Origin of the sequence: Planotetraspora kaengkrachanensis (genome assembly GCF_016862895.1) — a bacterium.
GTDB classification, from domain to species: Bacteria; Actinomycetota; Actinomycetes; order Streptosporangiales; family Streptosporangiaceae; genus Planotetraspora; species Planotetraspora kaengkrachanensis.
Window position 1 is genome coordinate 23,157 of record NZ_BONV01000014.1, and the last position, 19,496, is coordinate 42,652.

Here is a 19,496-nt window from a genome sequence, read left to right on the forward strand (position 1 = left end):
ACCCCGACCGTCGGATTAGAAGTGGAGCAGATCTTTACCTACCGCCATAGTCGTTGACCTGCAACGTTGTGCTCTCGGTCGTGAATCTAGGTACGAGCCATCCCGCGCATATCCCGCAGGTGAAACATTGCGGCCAGTTCGTCGGCAAGTTCGGCAACGCTTCGAGAGCCGTCGACCTGCAGGACCGGCAAGTCGAGTTCGAGGGCTTGGTGTCGTACTTCTTCATCCCAGAGTTCGTCGCGGGCCAGTCGCTTGGCTAACGCGTCGGCATGGTCACTGCTTCCCCAGTTGGCTCGTGCTCTGGCTGGGTCGGCGAATCGGGTGCCCAATGCATTGCGGCGGAATTCGGGTGTTGGCAGCAGAAAGGCGGCTTGCTCACGGCGCGTCAGCAGTGGCGCGACGTCTCGGGGCAGGGTACGGAAGTCGTCGACGAGTACGGGACGGTCGGCGGGCAGGGTAAGCAGGTCTTCGATGACGAATCCGAATGTCTCGCCGTACAGGCTGGGCATGGCCTGGAAGATCTCATCCGCGGTGCGTCCCGTCCATCTTTGCTCCAGGGGCGTTCGCAGCAATGCGAACAGGTAGGGCTGTTGCTGCGGGGTGCACCGGTTGATGTAGCCCTGTTCGGCGCGGTCGCCGTCATACACGAGCAGGTCGTGCCGTTCCGCCAAGGACTGAGTGAGGGTGCTCTTGCCAGCGCCGGTACCGCCGGCAATCCAGCGGACATGCGCGAGTCGACGAGCGAGATCAGCAGGCGCGTGCTGGCCGAGGAAACTCATGCCCGGCAGTCTCACAAGTCTGAGCAGCCAGAAACAGTCTTGTTCTTGCACCACGCGGCGGTGAAGATCGAAGGAGAGGACCGACGTCTTACATCGCGCGATCGCGCAGCCAGGACCGCCCCGGCTCATGATCAGGCCCTTAACTCAGCCACTGCAGTGATGGGAGTACCGGCCTGCGCGGCGCGCACAGTCCGCCTGCCTGATCACCCTGTGTGCCGTCGACCCGCCCGAAGGGGAAGCGGGCCTTGGCCCGCTCGGCTTGTCCCGGGTCGATGGTGGGCGGGGTGCGTCACGAAGAATCTGGCCGGTGACGCGGTGGCGAGGATGGGCCGCGCACTGTGGGACAACTGAACAATTGCAACCAGAAATGCAACTGGGCAGGCTTCCAAACGATCATTGTTTTGGAGTCTGCCCAGGTCATTAGGGGTGGGGCGCCAGGGACTCGAACCAAGAACCTACGGATTAAAAGAAGACGACGTGATCGACGTGGACGCCCCTGACCTGGGCGAGCGCAGTTCGCGGATGCCCGCCAGAGTTCGAGGTTGTTCACCCTCTTGGCTGTAGTCGTGGCTGTACGCCCAACGCTTGGTCCGGCGGACCATTACGTGTTGCAGCACCCCAGGGTCATGGGCAGAGTGGGCTACGTGATCGAGATTGACGGCCCTTTCTACCGCGTCACCGAGCCTGACTTCGAGATGCTGATCCCACGCTGGGAGCAGCATGACACGGTGACCGCGGACGAGGCGGACGCAACCATCACGCTTGCTGACGGCACTCGTCGCTACGCCACCTTTATGACGCTCGGGGTAATCAGCAGGGTCATGGATCACTGGCGAGACACGGGTGAATGTCTCAACGGCCGATACTTCTGGTGCTCCGATCTGATCATCATTCGTGAGCCCGGCTTCGGCTCGATGATCGACGCTGTTCGAGACATGATCGGAAGTGGAGACATCGAAGGCGCAAGTGGCGTGCTTTCGCCTGATGACAATGCGCAGCATGCGGATTAAAAGATCGACTTCCATCTGTTCCGGATGGTTCAATGCAGGTCACTGGGCAGGTGTTGACCGGTCTGAACGATCCTGGATCATCCTGAACTGCAACTCAAACTGTAACTCCCCGATCGCACACCGAGAGAGTCAAGGCGACGTAGCAGCTTGATCGAGGATGGTTGGTCCAACGAACAACCCCACGGCCAGCAGCATGATCACGGCACAGGCGTGGACGAACCCCACGGCGCGGGACTACATGCTAGAAACCGTCCGGAGGTTCACTAGGGATGAGCGCGGATACGTCCGGGGCGCCGCAAGAGCGAGCGCTCCGCCATGTCGCGGCCCTATCGTCAGGCGAGCCACTCGACCCCCAATTACGTGTGACGCTGAACTTCCATCCGGACCGCCTGGTGGGCGACCAGCTAATTTTGCTCAGGCTTGCCGACGACGGCCTTTACCACTCGCAGTTCATCACGGGCACAAGCAATGGCGGTCTCACCGCTCATCCAGGCGGGGACCGGTGGCGCTGGGAGAGTCGGATCTTCGGCAGTGCATACGACCACGCACCCGCTCACGATCGACCCGTCTACGGCGCACTGAACTTCCGCCGCAAGCCCATCGGTGCGGCACCGCGATTCGGATCCGCCCACTTCAGGCTGACCGCAGAGGCCCTTTCACGAGCCACGTTCTGTTATCCCGACAGCTTCTTTGAACCGTCGGCCTTCGGTGTCGCTTCCCGCATGGCACTCATCGAGTTAGCTACAGCGGATAACCCGGACGCCCTAGACGACTACATCGAGGCTCAGGTACACGGACCGGTCAGGCTCGACTGTGACGTGGAGGCGCTGGTCCTGGATCCGAGTTATCGCGGAACAGCCGTGCAAGCTGCGGCCCACCGGCTTCCATGCCCAATCGAATGGCATGCCGGATTCCGACTCGCCATTGATCAACTGCGACGCTACCCAGATTACCGCGGGCAGGAATATGTTGACCTGGGTACCGAGATCGCGGTGGACGGTCACCTCGATCCGCGGATCATTGGAGATGCGGCCTGTACGGGCCGCTATGACCCGCAGGCACTCAAGAAGGTCTGGCACTGCCTGGCACGTTTCGGCTCGCCATTCGATGCAGGCCAAGATGACGGATCGTTGTAGCGTTGTCAGCTTGGGAAGCGTATGGATCACGGCTCGTACGGACGCTGAGCTGGGCGTCGGGCCGGTCGTGAGTGACCGTGGTTGACCCCTCGTCACCCTGGTTAATTGCACGCTAATTGCACGGTGATCATGCCATCGTGCAGCGCGTACGCTTCTGTCATGTTAACCGTACGGTGGCCTGATTACTTCGATGACTACGCATCGGTGATTGAGGTCAAGGGCTGGTTCGGGGACGTCACAGTGGAGTGGAACGGGGTACGTATCCAACCGGTGTTTTACGATCCGGTACGGCTCAGCCAGGAGATAAGCGATGAGCTCGCCGGCGGCTCGTACTTCCGGGAACCCAACCTCATCGTGATCGAGAAGGTAACGCGTGATCACATGGAGGCGGCCATCGCCGCTCTCTCAGAAGAGGGCCTGGCTTGCCTGATACCCGATTGAGCGCGTGACGGGATCAAGCAAGGAAGCCGAACCCTGCACGTGCTGACCTTCGGCCTCCAGTTCGGCATTCAAGGCATCCCTGTTAATCATCCCGAAATCACAGAGCCGCTGCCTGTGGCTGGAGTCACGAGTAGAAGCCCTTCCAGTACTCCTCATGGCTCTGAGCGAAGTCCTCGGGACGCGTCTCGCGGAGGTGGCGGTACCGGTCGTGATAGAAGATGAGGGCTTCCTGAAGGGAGCAGCCGAAGGTGTCCTTGATGAGCTTGATGCCTCTGATCGTTTGGCCGCGGAGGATGAGTTCATCGAACGTGGTGGCTACCTCATCCTTCATGCGGAGATCGTGGCAGGGGCATGAGCGAGCAGGCAAGGCGTTTTGGACCTTGCTAGCCCTCGTGCCGAGGGCATCGCGTGGACCATGCCCCGTCGGGGGATAGTCGATCTCCCGTCACCCGCTCCACAACCAAACGCCCATTCTCGAAGCTGAGCCGATCACCGACGTGGAGCAAGAGTGGCGATGCCAGTTCGAAGGCGTAACCGTCGTCAGTCGCGACCTCGTTGGCGATCAAGCTTCTTGGCAGAGGCGTTCTGCCGTCTGCGGTGACCTTCATGTCGGGAGGATGCCACATGGCTGCGAGCCCGCACATCTTTCCCTGCCTGACCCCCTGGCCCTGGTCTGCTCGGCTTGCCCCGGGTTGATGGCGGACGGGGTGATCAGGTCCTTACCTCAGCCTCTGGGGCCGGCGGGACGAGTACACGCCTAGCGATCACCCCGGAGCCGGAGCGCCCCCGCCGGAGGCTTATGCGTGCAAGCATGGGCTGTGACGAAGAGTTCATGGTGGGACAGTTGGATCTCCTCACTCGACGAGCGGACCCAGGACGAAGCGATCATGCTTCGAAAGCAGCTGCGGCAACTGGGTGTGGAACATCCTGACGAATGGGTTCGGTCAGAGATCAGCGAGAACCAAGCGCAAGTAGCTCGCTACCGCTTGCTTCGGGGACTCTGGTCAGCAGAAATCAACTCCTGGCGCGACAAGGTAGATACCTGGATCGCCAATACCAGGCGAGAACTGAACCGCAGGCCGACAGGACCCTTCTCAGACGGGGGCAAGGCATTGCTTCGCCTGGTCGATGAACTCGGCGCAACCCAGGAAGAAATCGGTGCCCTGGCACGGATGATCGCTTATGAGACTGTATTCGGTGTGCTCTACCAGCTCGACGACTCGGACATTACTGAGGACGACATCACAATCCCCGTAGATCTGCTGAATGAGCTACCGAGCTGGGCATTGATTGAAGTTCGGGGCGAAGATGGCGAGCCGACAGGGAGAACGATCCAGGGGCTGCACGAAAGTCTCTTGAGCATGGATCCGAGCGGGCGGGACGGGCGCCCCGCTACGAGATCCGAGTAGCTGATCACGGTCATGGAACACGAAGCGGCAGCTTACGAGCCGATGACTCCGGCACATCTCGCGGTGGAGCACGGCGACCTGAGGGAACTGACCCGGTTGCTCGACGCTGGTGCCGACCCAAACGAGGTGTGGTCCAACATGACCCTGCTCGTACATGCGATTGACATGGAGGCGGACGGAGCAACGCAAACTGGAAAGCCACTCGACGCCTCATGCACCGCTGTGCTTCTGGCCTATGGGGCCGATCCCGAACGCCCGAGTCCCGACGGAACAATCCCGCGCCTCTACGCTTTCCACTACCGTCACGGGCTGGCTGTCCGGTTGCTTGAAGCCCACATCGCCCGCCGTCACGGCGGCACCATGCAGAACCCCTGCCCTGAGTTTCCTCCAGCAGAACCCCACAGGTGAAAGACGGCAGAATGCGCGTGGTCGTGGATGGGCGGCAGGTCAGGTCGGAAGCTGATTTCCACGCCCTGCTGGCAGGGCTGCTGGACCTCGGTCCCTACTACGGGCACAACCTCGACGCGCTTTGGGACAGGTTGAGTACCGACGTGAAACGGCCGGTGGAGCTGGTGTGGACCCATTGGGAGGAGAGCAGAGCGAACCTGGGAACCGAGATCTTCGGCAAGATCCGTACGATTCTCACGCGCGTCCAAGCGCTGGATGCGGATCGGAACTGGAGCGAGCGCTTCACCTTCGAATTGCGCGGAGCGCATGCTCCGCCCGCCTGATCTGCTCGTACGCCGTCGACTTGCCCGCAGGGGGAAGCGGGCCAGGGCCAGGGGGTCAAGGTGGAGTGCACCACTGGATAACGACATGGACACGCTGCCCCTGGTCTGCTCGGCTTATCCCGGGTCGTTGGCGGGTGGGGCGATCAGGCGTCCTACCTCAATCCTCGACGGCCGTCGACGATGAGCTGGCCTTTGGCGGTTACCCCGGTGCCAGGAGCGTCCCCGCCGCAGGCGAAAACAATTGGCTGGCCAGCGCTCTGGTGTGGAGTATCGGTGCTTATGGGGATGTTCAGCGTTGTGAGGATGCCCGAACCTCTTGCTTGTCCGAAGTGCGGGGAGTCGGGCACATGGAAAGCGCAGTTCAAGTTCGGTGCTCTCGACCTCGTGGAGTACCGGGTCGGGCAGAGGTTGGATTGGGATTACGCGTGGGATGTGGAGGGCGAACGCGGCCATCACCGCGTGGTGGCCCAGGGAGTTCTAGAGGGTTGCCCGCATTGCCATGCTCACGGTTTCGAGGAGCCATGGGACCTGGTCGTCATCGAGATCGTCGATGACGTCATCGTGTCCGCTGTGCAGGACACCAGCGGTGAGGGCTGGTGGGCGGATGAGTGGCGGGTGCTTAAGGATTAGTTGGTTCTCTGCTTGGGCGCGGCCGGAGCTGCCGTCGGCCGGGACCGGCCCCCATGCCGCATGCCCGGCCGGCGAGCGGGCGTGGGGCCGCGAGGCGGCGCGGAGCGCCGTCTTTGATACCTACGGGCTCAATTCGGCAGCAAATTCGGATTGTGTAATCCTTGGGGCGTGAACAAGCCATCCCTCGATGAGCGGTTCGCCATTTGGCGCCATGTAATGGTCGGCTCGCCTGGTCCAGCCCCGGAAGAGGGTATGGCGACCAGGACCTCCTGGGGGAAGTTGCAGCCGCTACGCAAACCCCGCGCTCTGCCGCCACCGGATCGAGTGTGGGCTGAGCGGGAATGGGAGATTATCCGGTGCGGCCACGTTCCGGCAGATATGGACGACAAGTGGTTCGCTTTCGTCGAGCATGATCGCTTATGCCTGCACCGGAGTTGGACCGGCGACCAGGTATTCCAAGCGGACTTCCAACCGTGTGACCGAGGATGGCAGATCGTCAAGGCGGCGGTTGAGTCACGCAGACGTTGGTACAAGCGCAAGTACGAGGTTCCGGATCGCCTAACGCTGGAGTTGCTGATCGATACGGTTCTCCTTGGGACCTATGACGAGGTGCGCTGGCGGCACCTGTGGAAGCTGCAGTGACACTTCCTGCGCCCCCGGTGGCTATCGTGCTCCCAGCAATGGAAAGATCGTCTAGTGAGACTCTGGAAGCGGAAGAAGCACGGCATCGAGAACCCTGAGGTGATCGATATCATCTCCCTCACCCCCGACTCAGATGTGATCGAGATCCATATGGTTCAGACGGTCGAATGGGGCGGAAAGGGTGATCAAGTCCTTCTGATCCAAGACAAGCTGAACGCCTACCTCAACTTCTTGTTGTCTGGCCAGCTCGCCGAACAAGCCCCCGCACACGCCGAACTTCCATGGCGCATTGTGCTCTTCTGCCAAAGCGAACCTCCACTTGAAGTGCGGGATTTCGTAGAAAAGGCCGCCCCAGTGGCGGCTGAATCCGGTGGTGAGTTCACCTGGCGCATGACGTCGGCCGCCGCCGACTCGTAGGCGTACACGCCACACCTTGCCCCCATCCCGTTTGCCATCGACCCCACCGCGGAGGAGACGGACTGATGGACTCGCCTGGGTCGATGGCCGGTGGGATGGCCACCCACCCCAGCCACCCCACCACCCGTACGTGTGTTCGAACGCCATCCCGGAGTCGGAGAGCCCCCGCCGGAGGCATCACCATGTGCGGCCAGCGCCTGGCGGCTGTTCCAGCTCAGCCCGACGCCTGGCACGCATCTGGCACGTGATCTAGCATCATCGACCGTGGCATCTTGGGTCAGCCGATACCGGTTAGGCGAACACATCGCAGTGTGGAACGAACTGCGTGCCTACGGATCGGCTGGCGTGCCTGAGAGCCGCCAGGAGGATGCCGAAGAGGTCGCACGAGAGACCATGCGTCGGGTCGCGGCCAACGTCGACATGCTGGTGGACCAGCTTTCATCTGCAAAGTACGCGTTCGCTTTCCCTGACGCAGTCCGACGAACCCCTACGGCAGAGGACTTGCAAGCTGTCGCGATGGCCGAAACCCTTATCGGTCCTCTACCTGTGGCGCTCCGCGCATGCCTGGAGATCGTGGGTCCTGTCGATCTGTGTGGGGACGGAGGCTCACTGCTGCCTCACGTCGGCTACCACGGGCCTGAACGTGAGTCCTGGGATTTTGCGCCGGACCCTCTAGTCCTCCACTCAGGCCAGGTGCTTGGGAACCAGATCAGTTCCGTCGTGGGAGACCTCAGTCTCGGGTGTGCCTGCACGGATCCGGAAGAGGATGAACCGTGCCGGTTCCATGCGAGCGGCTTCTTTTTCAGCATCGCACCTGACGAGGCGGCCAAGGAGAACTTCAGCGGGGGAGATCACACCATCCATCTCCCGAACGCGAACCCCGACCCCCAGCTTGAGTACGTAGCGGTGGCGGAGTCTATTTCGCTCGTCGAATATTTACGTCTGTCTCTCGCCTGGGGTGGATTCCCTGGCTACAGCGTCCGACCCGCACACGTGCCCCTGCCGGGTCTTCTCGAACGGCTTGGACATCAGCTAATGAAGTTCTGAACACCCGCAGAAGACTTCACCGCTGTCAGCTTGGGAAGTCTTTCAACAGCATGCAGTCTGAGCTGCGAAAACGCTGACCTGGGCATATGCACGTCGAGTGACCGTGAGTCCCCGTGATTCGCCGCGGGTTGCCGACCGTACGGGTACGACCACGAGCGTGGCGTCGACTCGGGGGGCCGGCGCGATAGGCGGAATATCCGGATGAGTGCGCTGATCCATCGTGACAGCCTGGAAGCATGCCATTTGAGGAGTTCGAACGCGCCGGCGCTCGATACGCGGTGCAGTTTACGTATGCCTTGCCTGACGACGCTTGGTATGTGGAGCTGAGCGAGGCGGTGCCTGCACCAGCGGCCTGGGCTGACATCCCAAATGCCAAGACCCACCTGCCTGGGCCCGCCTTCGTCACGGCGGTGGTGCCTGACGAGGATCCAACCCGGGAACCGACGATCCACGTTCATGGTGACGGGAAGGAGCGCGCTATCCCTTACGAGGTGCTGCGTTGGTACATGGAGAAGGTCTCCGAGGAGGTCGAACGCTGTCGCGCTGGATTGATCGAGAACAGCGAAGGCGAGATGTAGGCGAGGGGACCACCTGCTGGCGCCTCACCTCCGACCCACCGGCGGGCGCGGCGCAGCCCCAGTTTGGAAGGCTTCGGTACGCGATCGTCTAGCCTGCTGAGACGCAGGTCACGCGCCTAATCGTCTGCCTCATGGCTTTCCGCGGCTTGCCGTGAGTCACCGCACTGACGGGCGCGCGACGGGCACGGCTACGCGGCTCACTGGTCCCGATAGGCGCCAGGCGGCGAGTAACCTCTACAACCCCACAGCTTCTCCAACCAGATCATGTAGCTCATACGCAGCGGCCATAATCCGGTCCGCCACCTCCCCGTCATACATCGCCGCGTTTGCCTCGGTCGCGGGGAATACATCGACGACGATATTCACCCCCAAGCGAGGGATACAGTCGAGTTCACGCCAGGCGGCAGCACAAGCTGTAAGCGAAGCTTTCGTAGCCTCATACGCACTTATGTCGAACCCGACCCCTGACCTGAGCGAGCCATCGAACGCTGCCCAGGCCTCGGCCAGCGCCTCTGGTGGGTCTGCGCCCATCGCGGGTCTCCCCTCACCCAGCAAATAGCATCAGCTGGCATCAAAGCGATCAGCAGGATTCGACGCAAGCCGCACCTTGCCCGCCCATCCCGATGCTCCTATGGATGTCAAGCAGCCAGCTTGTGCGCGCCGCGATCGGGACGCCAGGCGGCGCAGGTGGCGATCAGATGCCGGACGGTCAGACCGCGCAACTGGTCACGCAGCGGCTCGGGGGCGGTGACGATCAATGCTTTGATCCCCCAGCGCCCCTCGTAGGCTCCGTGACGCGGTGCAGAGCCGGGGAGGCGGCCGGTCAGGCGCCTCCGCGCCGCCGCCGCGGCACGACGCGCCGCCACCAGCGAGGCTTGATCTCCCCGGCCGAGCGCGGCGGCTCGTCCTCTGTGCCGTCGCCGGGGGCGAGGACGCGTTCGGCCAATGCCCTGACGTCGGAGTTCATGTCCGGGGTCGCCAGTGTCAGCAAGGCCAGGGACTCCAGGATGGTGACGGGGCGGGTGCGGCTCGCCTCCATCGCCGCGATGAAACGCCACCCGACCACCTCGGCGACGTCCGCGCGCGTGTCCGGCACCACCCACGCGGTGGTGACGAGTCCCAGGAGGGCCGCCTCCGTCACCCAGTCCTCGGGGCCGTACGCGAGGTCGACGAGGACCCCGCGCCGGTCGGATCCGGCCCACGGCTGGTCTGCCCTGTGATGCGCGATGCCGAGGCAGGCCCATGCCTGGACCGAGCGGATCCACTCGGGCCAGGTGGCCGCGTCCTCCTCGGGGGGCGCCGGCGGGTGAACGAGAACGCCCAGGAGGTCGTCGAGGGTCAGTCCCGACAGGCGAACCGCCTGATCGTAGGCGGCGGGCAGGTGCGGCCAGCCCTGCTGCGCGATGTCCTGCAGGGCGCGGGCGGCGTCGGGGGACGGCGGGGCGGCCGACGGCCGGGCCTCGGTCCCGTCGTAGTCCCACACCCTTGTGCCGACCGAGCGGACCGGGCCCGAGGAGAACACCTCGGGAACCGTGGACCGGGGATCGGGGTCGGGCACGCCGCCGATCGTCAGCGTGAAGTCGGGGAGGGACCGGTCGAAGGCCAGCAGGGCGCTCGGCGGCTCCGGCGCCGAGACCGTCAGCGTCCCCCCGGTCGGCTTGTCCTCCGCCTCCAGCACCTGGGACAGCACGTTGACCACCGACTCCGAGGGCGCGGGCACGGGGCCGAGCCAGAAGCGGCGCTGCGACCAGGAGGTCAGCACGCCCTCGGCGTGGGAGTTGCCGGGATGCTCGCGCAGGTGGTCGGCGAGTTCGACGAGATGGCGCACGTCGCCGTCGCGCGCGAAGCGCATGCCGCACGCCGTGGGGAAGGCGTTCTCCTGGTACGGCTCTCGCTTGAGCACCCGCTCCACCCAGGTGAGCCCGTCCTCGGCGCGTCCGCTCATCGCCAGAAGCTCCGCGATGTCGGTCTCCACCGCCGCGTTGCCCGGGTCGTGTTCCAGGGCGCGCAGGAAGGCCCGCTCGGAGTCGGCCCAGCGCTCCATGCTCCGGTAGGCGTAGGCCACGGCCACCGAGGCCTGCAGCGACGGAGCCGCCTTCTCCGAGCGCAGGGCCATGTCGAGCGCCTCGTCCCACGACTCCATGCGGCGGGACAGGACGGACGCGACCCACAGGATCCCGGCGTGTTGCGGCCACAGCCCGGCCGAGTTGCGGACCAGCGAGAGGTAGGGCTGGACGCCGGATCGCATGTCGGAGGGGATCGGGTCGGGAAGCACCCGCAGCAGCCGCGCGGCCAGGGCGCACAGCTCGTCCGGCGGCACGCGGGTCGCGAGCGCGGTGTCGAGCACCCACGGGATGTCGGCCCAGCGGCCCGCGGGCTGATGGCACTGGGCCGACACCAGCAGTTCGAGTGCCTCGGAGTGCTCGCCGTCCGCCGCGAGAACGTGGGCTCGGGCGACGACCGCGCCGAGGAAGGCGGGCTGCTCGACGGGGAACAGGTCGAGGCGGTCGTCCGCGCGCCCGGTGAGCACCGTCAGCAGCTCGTGGGCGTCAGGGAAGGTGGGGTCGCAGACGAGGGCGTTGGCGATGTGGTCGGCCGCGTGCTGCCGTTCACCGTCGTCGAGGGCCAGACGGGCCATGCTCAGCTCGCCCTCGGCCTCCAGGCGGCGGTCCCCCGTGCCCTCCGATGCTGGCGTCACGCAAAACTCCTCATCTGCCGCAAATGAGGACCTACGATGCCATGCCCGGACACCGAACACGAACCCGGTCGCACCTCGTGGTCAGCTCGCTGAGAACGGGGCTCCGTGACCAGGGATGATCAAGATGGGGGACAAGCCGAGCACGCGTTCGCGGGACGTGCGGAGCAGGGCCCCGTCCACGGCGAGGGGATCCTCGTCCGGGCCGTCGGCGTGCCACCACAGGTGGGTGAGCGCGACCAGGCCGTCGCCGGTCTCCACCAGTGTGGTGACGTCCTCCAGCGTGTGGCCCGGCGTGCGCATCAGCCGTACGGACTCGGACAGGGCGAAACCGTCGGCGTCGCGGTCGTCCCAGCGGTCGTCCTGGTAGATCGCCCAGTGGTCGTGGAAGCGGGCCTCGGGGAACAGCGCCGCGTTGAGCGTGTGGTCGGGATGGTGGTGCGAGAACACCACGTCGGTCACGTCCGCGGGCGTGAGGCCGAGCCTCTCGATCGGATCGAGGATCAGCCGCCGGTTCGCCACCATTCCCGGGTCCACGACGACGATCGCCGACCCGTCTCTGATCAGGGTGACCGTTCCGGCCACCCGGTCACCGACGTATCCCTCGGTCAGCACATGAACTGTCGCCATCGGGCCAGACTATTCAGCGTTCTCCGCGCCCGCCGAGCCGGGCGTCGCCTCGATGACCGAGGTGAGGTTCGCGCCGATCGGGTACGGCCGCTCGACGGGAAGCAGGCCGGCCGGGTCGCCGCCGTCCCTCACCACGGCGTGTGCGGCTCGGACCAGGCCGGTGACGTCGGTGATCGCCAGGGTCCACTTGTCCAGGTAACGGTCGACGGCCTCGCCGGACAGGCCGATCTGGACGGACCGGTACGGCAGCGCGTTGTGGTGCGGGTCGCGTTCGGGATCCCACTGGATCCGGACCGGAGACCGCCGCAGCCGTGCGGCCCACTCCTCCCGGTCGGCGCCGTGACCCGGATGGCTCGGGCACGAACGGGTGAGCGCCCACTCGAACCCCTCACGGGTGATGTCGATCGCCAGGACGCGTGTCTGCCCGGCCTTGGTGGCCCAGCCGCAGCGGTACATCATCCAGAGAAAGGACGGCTTGATCCAGGTCATCCGCTCTCGTTTGAACGGCGGGACGAACCGCCCGGCGGCGACGGCGGGTTCCGCGACGGCCGGGTCGTAGGCCTGGTAAACGGTGATCGACTCCTCGGTGTACGCGGCGCGAATCTGCCGGTAGGGGACGTTCATGACGGCAACGGTGCCGAATCCGGTGATCGCCGGGCAACATATTTAGCGCCCTCGCACCGGTGTTGAGACCTGTGATGCGGCTCCGTACGATCACCATCGCTCTCGTACTTTTCCCGCATATGCCTCGGAGGACGACATGGCGGCGCTGCCAGGTGGCATGACCCGGAGGCGTGCGGTGTGGCTGCTGCTGTCGCGTCGTCCCCGGCTGATCGTGCCCCGACGCGCCCGGCCGCTCCTGACTCCTCTGGCGGTGGCCGCCGCCGCGGTGGCCGTCGTCCTCGCCGTGTTCGTGCTCGTGGACATCCCCCTGAACGTGTTCGTCCTCGGCGCGGTCGCCCTGATCGCGGCGGGAGCCAGTGTGATCGGTGGTGCGGGTGCCCGGCAGGGGGAATCCGATGTGCATCTTCTCCGCCGTGACACTCATGCCGACCTGTACGCACTGGTCGCCGACGTCGCCCGTGAACTGCGGCTTCAGCCTCCCCGCCGGGTGATGGCCTGGGCGTCCCCGGATGCCAGGGCCACCCGCGGCTTCCTGCGGACCGAACTGTGGCTCGGCCTGCCGCTGCTGGCGGTACTCGACGAGGAGGAACTGCGAGCCGTCGTCGCCCACGAGCTCGTGCTGGAGAGGCTGAGCCGTCCCTGGCCGACCGGCGGCCTGTTGACCCTGTACTGGACAGAGGTGTCACGCGCGGAGGCCGGAGCCGAGCCGTTGGGGGAGCTCGGCCCTCTCGTCGACTCCCTCATGCTTCAGGCCGATCAGGCAGGCGTGCGTGTGGCCGGCTCGGAGGCCACGACATCGGCCCTGTCCAAGGGGTTGCTGGTTGCGAACGGGTTCACCTGGTTCATGCTGCGGTATGCCCGTGACCTGGTGACCGAGCGCTTCTTCCCGTCCGACCTCTATGCGGGCTGGCGATGGAAGCTCCAGCACGACGACCTCGCCGAGCGGATGTGGCCGGGGCTGGTCCGGGCGGACGCGGGTGATGAACGTCCCGGGGCGTCGATGAGCCGACGCGTCGCCGCACTCGGTGGAGTTCTGACGATTCCCCGGCCCCCCGAGCGGGTGCTTTTCACGGCACTCCCCGGCGAAGTGGAGGAACGTTTCACACGTCAGGCCCTGTCCCGGTATCTCCCTAAAAGATATGTGCTGTCCAGGAAGACGCGATACGGCGACGTCCCGGACGGCGCCTGGGACCGGCATCACGAACGTGAGCGCGACGAGGTTCTGGCGGCCGCCGCGGCACTCCTCGGGAAGGACGTCGCGGATCCGCTCGACGCTGTGGAGATCGTGGTCGCGGGACGGGCGCCCGAGCTCGAGTGGAACCACGCGTTTTCGTTCTGTGCTCATCCGGGTCGGGAGGTGTGCGTGCTCTTCCCGTTGATCCACTGCGCGTTGCGTGCCTCAGGCCACGACTACGGCCACCCGCTGCGGCAGCGTGAGCTGCGTGCGCCGACCGGGGAGGTCGTCGACGTGACCGGGCTCGCGGTGCGGTTCCTCGACGGAGGTTCGGCGAAGGACGACTTCCGCGCGTTGCTGACGTCGCTCTAGAGGTTCGGCGCACCGGCGCGCAGGCCGTCGACGACCAGATCGAGCAGCCGTGCGGCCCGCGCCTCGCCCTCCTCGCCGGGGCTGATCCGCCACAGGAAACCCAGCATCAGCAGCACGTCGTCCGGGTCGACGCCCGGCCGGATGTCGCCGGCGTCCTCGCAGGCGCGCAGCAGGAGCGTGACCGCGCCGATGATCGGGCCGTAGGTCTCGCCCGCCAGGCCGTCGTCGGTGAGGGCGTGCAGCACGTCCGCCAGCCCGTGCTTGATCCGCCCGTAGTAGGCGAGCCGGTCGCACCACAGCCGCAGCGCCTCCAGCGGAGGATGGTCCTCCAGCAGCTCCGGCGCGTACGCGGCGAGCCGCTCCACCTCATGGCGGTAGACGGCGAGGATCAGGGCCTCGCGCGTGGGGAAGTGCCGGTAGAGGGTTCCCGGGCCGACACCGGCCATCTTGGCGATCGAGTTCAGCGAAACGTCGCCCGAGGCCGTGAACGCCTTCTGCGCGACCTCGATGATGCGGGCGCGGTTCTGCCGCGCATCCGCCCGCACGGGCTCGTTCCGCGCCTCGGCCATGTTGTCCGTCCGCCCTCTCGCCAGTCGTCTCCGCTTGCGTACCGGAGAGCTCTCCGGTACGTTCGCAAGTGTTCCGGAGACCTCTCCGGTCAAGTACAGCACATCGCGGCGGCGGCGGGGCGATCGAGAGGAGACGAGACCATGGCGGAGACCGTTCTGGTGACCGGAGGCACGGGATTCGTCGCGGGCCGGTGCATCGTCGAGCTCCTGCGACGGGGCTATGCGGTGCGCACCACGCTGCGCACCAGGGCCCGCGAGGACGAGGTGCGCGACGCCCTCTCCACGGCGGCGGACCCCGAGGGGCGCCTGAGCTTCGCCGTCGCGGACCTGACGTCGGACACCGGCTGGGCGGAGGCGGTCGCGGGCTGCGAATACGTCCTGCACGTCGCGTCGCCACTGGGAGGGGTCGCGACCAGGGACCCGCGGGCCAGCGGTTCATCGCGGCCGGCGAGTTCCTCTGGGCGTCCCAGATCGCCCAAGAACTGCGTGCGCGGCTGGGAGAGGCCGCCGGCAAGGTGCCCAGGAGGGCGTTGCCCGATGTCGCCGTCCGACTGATGGCGCGTTTCGACCCCGGTGTCCGCGCGCTCACGCCGTATCTCGGCCGCAGGCACCTCCACACCGCGCGCAAGGCCGAGCGCGTGCTGGGCTGGCGGGCGCGGCCCGCCGCCGAGACCGTCGTCGACTGCGCGAGGAGTCTGGCGGCCCTGCAGGTGGTGTGACGGGGTTTCCTCCCGTTCCACCTCTCGCCCAAAGGCGGACCCACGCGGCCGTCGCCGGCCGCGCACAAACTATGGAGAGACCATGAGCACCCTTCAGGCACCTATCACCGACACCCCGTTCGACGCGTCCTCCACCGCGGAGGACGTCATCGAGGGCGTCGACCTGACCGGCAAGGTCGCGATCGTCACCGGCGGTCACTCCGGCATCGGCCTGGAGACCACACGGGTGCTGCGGCAGGCCGGAGCGCAGGTCGTCGTCCCGGTGCGCCACCCCGAGAAGGCCGCACGCGCGCTGGCGGGAATCGACGGCGTCGAGATCGCGAAGCTGGATCTGATCGATCCCGCCTCGGTCGACGCCTTCGCCGGGGGATTCCTCGCCTCCGGCCGTCCGCTGCACATCCTCGTCGGCAGCGCGGGGATCATGGCGGTTCCGCTCGCCCGTGACGCGCGCGGTCAGGAGTCGCAGTTCGCCACCAACCACCTGGGCCACCACCAGCTCGCGGTGCGGCTGTGGCCCGCCCTCCTCAGGGCCACAGGAGCGCGGGTGGTGTCGGTCTCGGCCGCCGCGCACCGGCTGTCCCCTGTCGTCTTCGACGACCCCGCGTTCGAGCGCCGGGAGTACCACCCGATGCTCGGCTACGGCCAGTCGAAGACCGCCAACATCCTGTTCGCCCGCGAGCTCGACCGGCGCGGCGCCGACCACGGAGTGCGCGCCTTCTCCGTCCACCCGGGCGCCATCATCGGGACCAACCTCAGCCGCTACGCCACGCCGGAGACCCTGCGCTCGATGGGGCTCGTCGACGAGGAGGGCAACCCCGTCATCGACCCGTTCGCAGGAAAGAAGAACGTACGGCAGGGCGCCTCGACGAGTGTGTGGTGCGCGGTGAGCCCGCGACTCGACGGCATGGGCGGCGTCTACTGCCTGGACAACGACATCGCCGCGGTCGCGGAGCCGGATCCCGGAACGCTGGACCCCTTCAGGCACCATTCCTCGGAGGTCCCCCCGCCCGCCGGCCTCGCACCGCACGCCGCAGACCCGGAGGCCGCCGTCCGGCTGTGGGACCTGAGCACGGAACTGACCGGCGCACGGCTGCCATAGGCGCCGCCGTCGCCGGGCGGCGCGCAGCTGGAACGGTCCGCTTTCCGCAAGCGGCGCAAGTTATTGCCGCGTTTCTGACGCCATATTTCATGGATATTTCCGAGTATTGCAAGCTGGTATCGACCCCTGTCAAGATGCACGCAAAGCGGTTGTTCTCGCTCCGGGGGTACGGCGAGCGCCGCCGCGTGCCGACCCGCCGACCCGAGCCCCCGGAGCGTCCCCGGGCGGCCTGCGGAGGAGGTGAGGCATGGACCGCCGTTCTGGACGAAAGGAAAGCACGTGGCAGTCTCCCGCCGGACGTTCATCACCTCGGTGGTGCCGGGATCCGCTATCGCCGCCGTGTCGGGCACCGAACTGATCTCCGCGATGACCAGCGCGGCGAACGCCGCGAGCCCCGTCGGTGACGTGGTCGGGAAGATCACCGTCGGCTACCAGGGCTGGTTCGCCTGCCCGGGTGACGGCGCCCCCATCAACACCTGGTGGCACTGGAGCCAGAACGGGTCCCAGCCGCCCTCGCGCAACAACACCACCATCGTCGCGTGGCCCGACATGCGGGAGTTCACGCGGTCCTACCCGACCGCCTACGGCAACCTCGGCGACGGCCGGCCCGCGGCGCTGTTCTCGTCGTACGACCAGCAGACCGTCGACACGCACTTCAGGTGGATGCGGGAGAACGACTGCGACACGGCCGCACTCCAGCGTTTCAACCCGAACGGCGGTGAGGGCGCGACCCGTGACGCGATGGCCGTCAAGGTGCGCGCGGCGGCCGAGGCGTACGGCCGCAAGTTCTACATCATGTACGACGTCTCGGGCTGGACGAACTTCCAGCCCGAGATCAAGGCCGACTGGACGAACAAGATGGCGGCCATGGCGGCCTCCTCCGCGTACGCCAGGCAGAACGGCAAGCCCGTCGTCGGCATCTGGGGGTTCGGGTTCAACGAGGCCAAGCACCCGTCGGACGCGGCGGCCTGCCTCGACGTGGTCAACTGGTTCAAGAGCCAGGGCTGCTACGTGATGGGCGGCGTGCCGACGTACTGGCGAGCCGGGATCAACGACTGCCGGCCCGGTTTCATCGAGGTGTTCAACGCCTACAACATGCTCTCTCCGTGGATGGTGGGACGGATCAGCACGGCGGCGGACTCCGACAGGTTCTACAACGACCTCAACGTGCCCGACCAGGCGTACTGCAACGCCCGCGGCATCGACTACCAGCCCTGTGTGATGCCGGGAGAGGTGACGGCGCGGCATCGCGCGCACGGCGACTTCATGTGGCGCCAGTTCTACAACATGGTCAGGGTGGGCGCCCAGGGCATCTACATCTCGATGTTCGACGAGTTCAACGAGGGCAACCAGATCGCCAAGACGGCGGAGAACCAGTCGATGATCCCGGTCGACTCCGGTTTCCTCGGCCTCGACGAGGACGGCACGGTCTGCTCGTCGGACTACTACCTGAGGCTCACCGCCGACGGCGGCCGCATGCTGAAGGGCCAGATCGCGCTCACCCCCGTCCGGCCCACGCCCCCGGTGGTCGGAGGCGGTGGCGGCGACACCAACCTGGCCCGCGGCAGGGCGACGTCGGAGAGCGGCCACAACCAGAACTTCGGCTCGGGGAACGTGGTCGACGGCGACGCGAACAGTTACTGGGAGGGCCCGAACAACGCGTTCCCGCAGTGGGTGAAGGTCGACCTGGGTGCGGCGGCGTCGGTCGGGCGGGTGGTGCTGAAGCTGCCGCCGCAGTCGGCGTGGCAGACGCGGACGCAGACGTTGTCCGTCCAGGGCGGCACGAACGGGTCGTCGTTCTCCACGATCGCCGGGCCGGCCGGGTACACGTTCAACCCGGCGACGGGCAACGCCGTGACGATCACGTTCACCCAGACTTCTGTGCGGTACGTCCGCGTCAACATCACCGCCAACACCGGCTGGCAGGCCGCGCAGCTGTCCGAACTCGAGGTGTACGGCACGGCCGGAGGGAACACCGACACGCAGGCGCCCACCGCACCCGGCAACCTCACGGTGACGGGCAAGACGGTCACCAGCGTCTCGCTGTCGTGGTCGGCCTCGTCGGACGACAAGGGCGTGACCGGCTACCAGGTGCGTGGAGGCGGCGCGGTCGTGGCCGCGGTGACCGGCACCTCCGCGACCGTCACGGGACTGACGGCGGCCACGGCCTACAGCTTCACCGTGACCGCGCAGGACGCCGCGGGCAACACCTCGCCCGCCTCCAACACCGTCAACGTGACCACGGACGCGCAGGCGAACACCAACCTGGCCCGCGGCAAGGCGACCTCGGAGAGCAGCCACACGCAGAACTACGGCTCGGCCAACGTCGTCGACGGCGACGCGAACAGTTACTGGGAGAGCGCCAACAACGCGTTCCCGCAGTGGGTGCAGGTCGACCTGGGTGCGGCGGCGTCGGTCGGGCGGGTCGTGCTGAAGCTGCCGCCGCAGTCGGCGTGGCAGACGCGGACGCAGACGTTGTCCGTCCAGGGCAGCACGAACGGCTCGTCGTTCTCCACGATCGCGGGGTCCGCGGGCTACACGTTCAACCCCGCGACGGGCAACACGGTGACGATCACCTTCGCGCAGACCTCCGCGCGGTACGTCCGGCTGAACGTCACCGGCAACACCGGGTGGGCGGCGGCGCAGTTCTCGGAGTTCGAGGTGTATCCGGCCTGATCTCCCCGGCCCCGGCCGTTCCGCAGCGGACGGCCGGGGCCTGCCCCTACAGCCGAGGCCACGATTCGGTCTTTTCCCTCGACGTGGCAACGGTTCTCATGATCGAATCTCCTCGGTC

22 protein-coding genes are annotated in these 19,496 nt (G+C 66.3%); 16 read left to right on the plus strand and 6 right to left on the minus strand.

Going from position 1 to position 19,496, the window contains the following annotated elements; genetic code table 11:
• Window positions 1-86: 86 nt before the first annotated feature.
• Window positions 87-779: a hypothetical protein gene (locus tag Pka01_RS17140; protein ID WP_203883775.1), complete on the minus strand. Its 693-nt coding sequence runs from the start codon at window positions 777-779 to the stop codon at window positions 87-89.
• A 644-nt stretch (window positions 780-1,423) separates the two neighbouring features.
• On the opposite strand from Pka01_RS17140, the gene Pka01_RS17145 reads away from it, so the two are divergent.
• The 3 genes from Pka01_RS17145 (at window position 1,424) to Pka01_RS17155 (ending at window position 3,366) form a co-directional block, all read left to right on the plus strand.
• Window positions 1,424-1,789, plus strand: a complete 366-nt coding sequence (locus tag Pka01_RS17145; RefSeq protein WP_203883776.1) for a hypothetical protein — start codon at window positions 1,424-1,426, stop codon at window positions 1,787-1,789.
• A 362-nt stretch (window positions 1,790-2,151) separates the two neighbouring features.
• Window positions 2,152-2,925: a DUF3626 domain-containing protein gene (locus tag Pka01_RS17150; protein WP_239115070.1), complete on the plus strand. Its 774-nt coding sequence runs from the start codon at window positions 2,152-2,154 to the stop codon at window positions 2,923-2,925.
• A 159-nt stretch (window positions 2,926-3,084) separates the two neighbouring features.
• Window positions 3,085-3,366, plus strand: coding sequence for a hypothetical protein (locus Pka01_RS17155; protein ID WP_203883778.1), 282 nt, complete (start codon window positions 3,085-3,087; stop codon window positions 3,364-3,366).
• Window positions 3,367-3,490: 124 nt separating this feature from the next.
• Here Pka01_RS17155 and Pka01_RS17160 read toward each other — a convergent pair whose 3' ends face one another.
• Entirely contained in the window at window positions 3,491-3,697 is a 207-nt protein-coding gene (locus Pka01_RS17160; RefSeq protein ID WP_203883779.1) for a hypothetical protein, read from the minus strand.
• 487 nt (window positions 3,698-4,184) lie between these two features.
• Between Pka01_RS17160 and Pka01_RS17165 the strand changes: the two genes are divergently transcribed.
• From Pka01_RS17165 to Pka01_RS17200, 8 genes are all read left to right on the plus strand, one after another.
• Window positions 4,185-4,775: a hypothetical protein gene (locus Pka01_RS17165; RefSeq protein WP_203883780.1), complete on the plus strand. Its 591-nt coding sequence runs from the start codon at window positions 4,185-4,187 to the stop codon at window positions 4,773-4,775.
• Between the two features lie 12 nt (window positions 4,776-4,787).
• Entirely contained in the window at window positions 4,788-5,183 is a 396-nt protein-coding gene (locus Pka01_RS17170; RefSeq protein ID WP_203883781.1) for an ankyrin repeat domain-containing protein, read from the plus strand.
• Window positions 5,184-5,194: 11 nt separating this feature from the next.
• On the plus strand, window positions 5,195-5,506 hold the full coding sequence (locus Pka01_RS17175; RefSeq protein ID WP_203883782.1) for a barstar family protein: 312 nt from the start codon (window positions 5,195-5,197) through the stop codon (window positions 5,504-5,506).
• 279 nt (window positions 5,507-5,785) lie between these two features.
• A complete protein-coding gene (locus Pka01_RS17180) occupies window positions 5,786-6,136 on the plus strand; it encodes a hypothetical protein (RefSeq protein WP_203883783.1) in 351 nt (116 codons plus the stop codon).
• A 378-nt stretch (window positions 6,137-6,514) separates the two neighbouring features.
• Window positions 6,515-6,778 (plus strand): hypothetical protein, encoded by a 264-nt coding sequence (locus tag Pka01_RS17185; RefSeq protein ID WP_203883784.1) that lies wholly within the window; start codon window positions 6,515-6,517, stop codon window positions 6,776-6,778.
• Window positions 6,779-6,832: 54 nt separating this feature from the next.
• Window positions 6,833-7,195 (plus strand): DUF6572 domain-containing protein, encoded by a 363-nt coding sequence (locus Pka01_RS17190; protein WP_203883785.1) that lies wholly within the window; start codon window positions 6,833-6,835, stop codon window positions 7,193-7,195.
• 345 nt (window positions 7,196-7,540) lie between these two features.
• Entirely contained in the window at window positions 7,541-8,242 is a 702-nt protein-coding gene (locus tag Pka01_RS17195) for a hypothetical protein (protein WP_203883786.1), read from the plus strand.
• Between the two features lie 236 nt (window positions 8,243-8,478).
• Window positions 8,479-8,820 (plus strand): hypothetical protein, encoded by a 342-nt coding sequence (locus tag Pka01_RS17200; protein WP_203883787.1) that lies wholly within the window; start codon window positions 8,479-8,481, stop codon window positions 8,818-8,820.
• A gap of 823 nt (window positions 8,821-9,643) precedes the next feature.
• Here the strand turns inward: Pka01_RS17200 and Pka01_RS17205 are convergent.
• The 3 genes from Pka01_RS17205 to Pka01_RS17215 all read right to left on the minus strand — a co-directional run bounded on the left by Pka01_RS17205 (window position 9,644) and on the right by Pka01_RS17215 (window position 12,769).
• Window positions 9,644-11,518, minus strand: a complete 1,875-nt coding sequence (locus tag Pka01_RS17205) for a tetratricopeptide repeat protein (protein ID WP_203883788.1) — start codon at window positions 11,516-11,518, stop codon at window positions 9,644-9,646.
• Window positions 11,519-11,599: 81 nt separating this feature from the next.
• A complete protein-coding gene (locus Pka01_RS17210) occupies window positions 11,600-12,145 on the minus strand; it encodes an MBL fold metallo-hydrolase (RefSeq protein ID WP_203883789.1) in 546 nt (181 codons plus the stop codon).
• 9 nt (window positions 12,146-12,154) lie between these two features.
• Entirely contained in the window at window positions 12,155-12,769 is a 615-nt protein-coding gene (locus Pka01_RS17215; protein ID WP_203883790.1) for a DUF4291 domain-containing protein, read from the minus strand.
• Between the two features lie 157 nt (window positions 12,770-12,926).
• Between Pka01_RS17215 and Pka01_RS17220 the strand changes: the two genes are divergently transcribed.
• Window positions 12,927-14,315 (plus strand): M48 family metallopeptidase, encoded by a 1,389-nt coding sequence (locus Pka01_RS17220; RefSeq protein ID WP_203883791.1) that lies wholly within the window; start codon window positions 12,927-12,929, stop codon window positions 14,313-14,315.
• Here the strand turns inward: Pka01_RS17220 and Pka01_RS17225 are convergent.
• Window positions 14,312-14,884: a TetR/AcrR family transcriptional regulator gene (locus Pka01_RS17225; protein ID WP_203883792.1), complete on the minus strand. Its 573-nt coding sequence runs from the start codon at window positions 14,882-14,884 to the stop codon at window positions 14,312-14,314. The genes Pka01_RS17220 and Pka01_RS17225 overlap by 4 nt on opposite strands.
• Before the next feature lie 141 nt (window positions 14,885-15,025).
• Between Pka01_RS17225 and Pka01_RS17230 the strand changes: the two genes are divergently transcribed.
• The 4 genes from Pka01_RS17230 to Pka01_RS17245 all read left to right on the plus strand — a co-directional run bounded on the left by Pka01_RS17230 (window position 15,026) and on the right by Pka01_RS17245 (window position 19,378).
• Window positions 15,026-15,439 carry an NAD-dependent epimerase/dehydratase family protein gene (locus Pka01_RS17230; RefSeq protein ID WP_203883793.1) on the plus strand — a complete coding sequence of 138 codons (414 nt, stop codon included), beginning with the start codon at window positions 15,026-15,028 and terminating at the stop codon, window positions 15,437-15,439.
• Window positions 15,439-15,603 (plus strand): hypothetical protein, encoded by a 165-nt coding sequence (locus Pka01_RS17235; protein WP_203883794.1) that lies wholly within the window; start codon window positions 15,439-15,441, stop codon window positions 15,601-15,603. Before Pka01_RS17230 ends, Pka01_RS17235 begins: the two co-directional genes overlap by 1 nt.
• Window positions 15,604-15,685: 82 nt before the next feature.
• Window positions 15,686-16,702 carry an SDR family NAD(P)-dependent oxidoreductase gene (locus Pka01_RS17240; RefSeq protein ID WP_203883795.1) on the plus strand — a complete coding sequence of 339 codons (1,017 nt, stop codon included), beginning with the start codon at window positions 15,686-15,688 and terminating at the stop codon, window positions 16,700-16,702.
• 279 nt (window positions 16,703-16,981) lie between these two features.
• Entirely contained in the window at window positions 16,982-19,378 is a 2,397-nt protein-coding gene (locus Pka01_RS17245) for a galactose-binding domain-containing protein (protein WP_203883796.1), read from the plus strand.
• The last annotated feature ends 118 nt before the right edge of the window (window positions 19,379-19,496 follow it).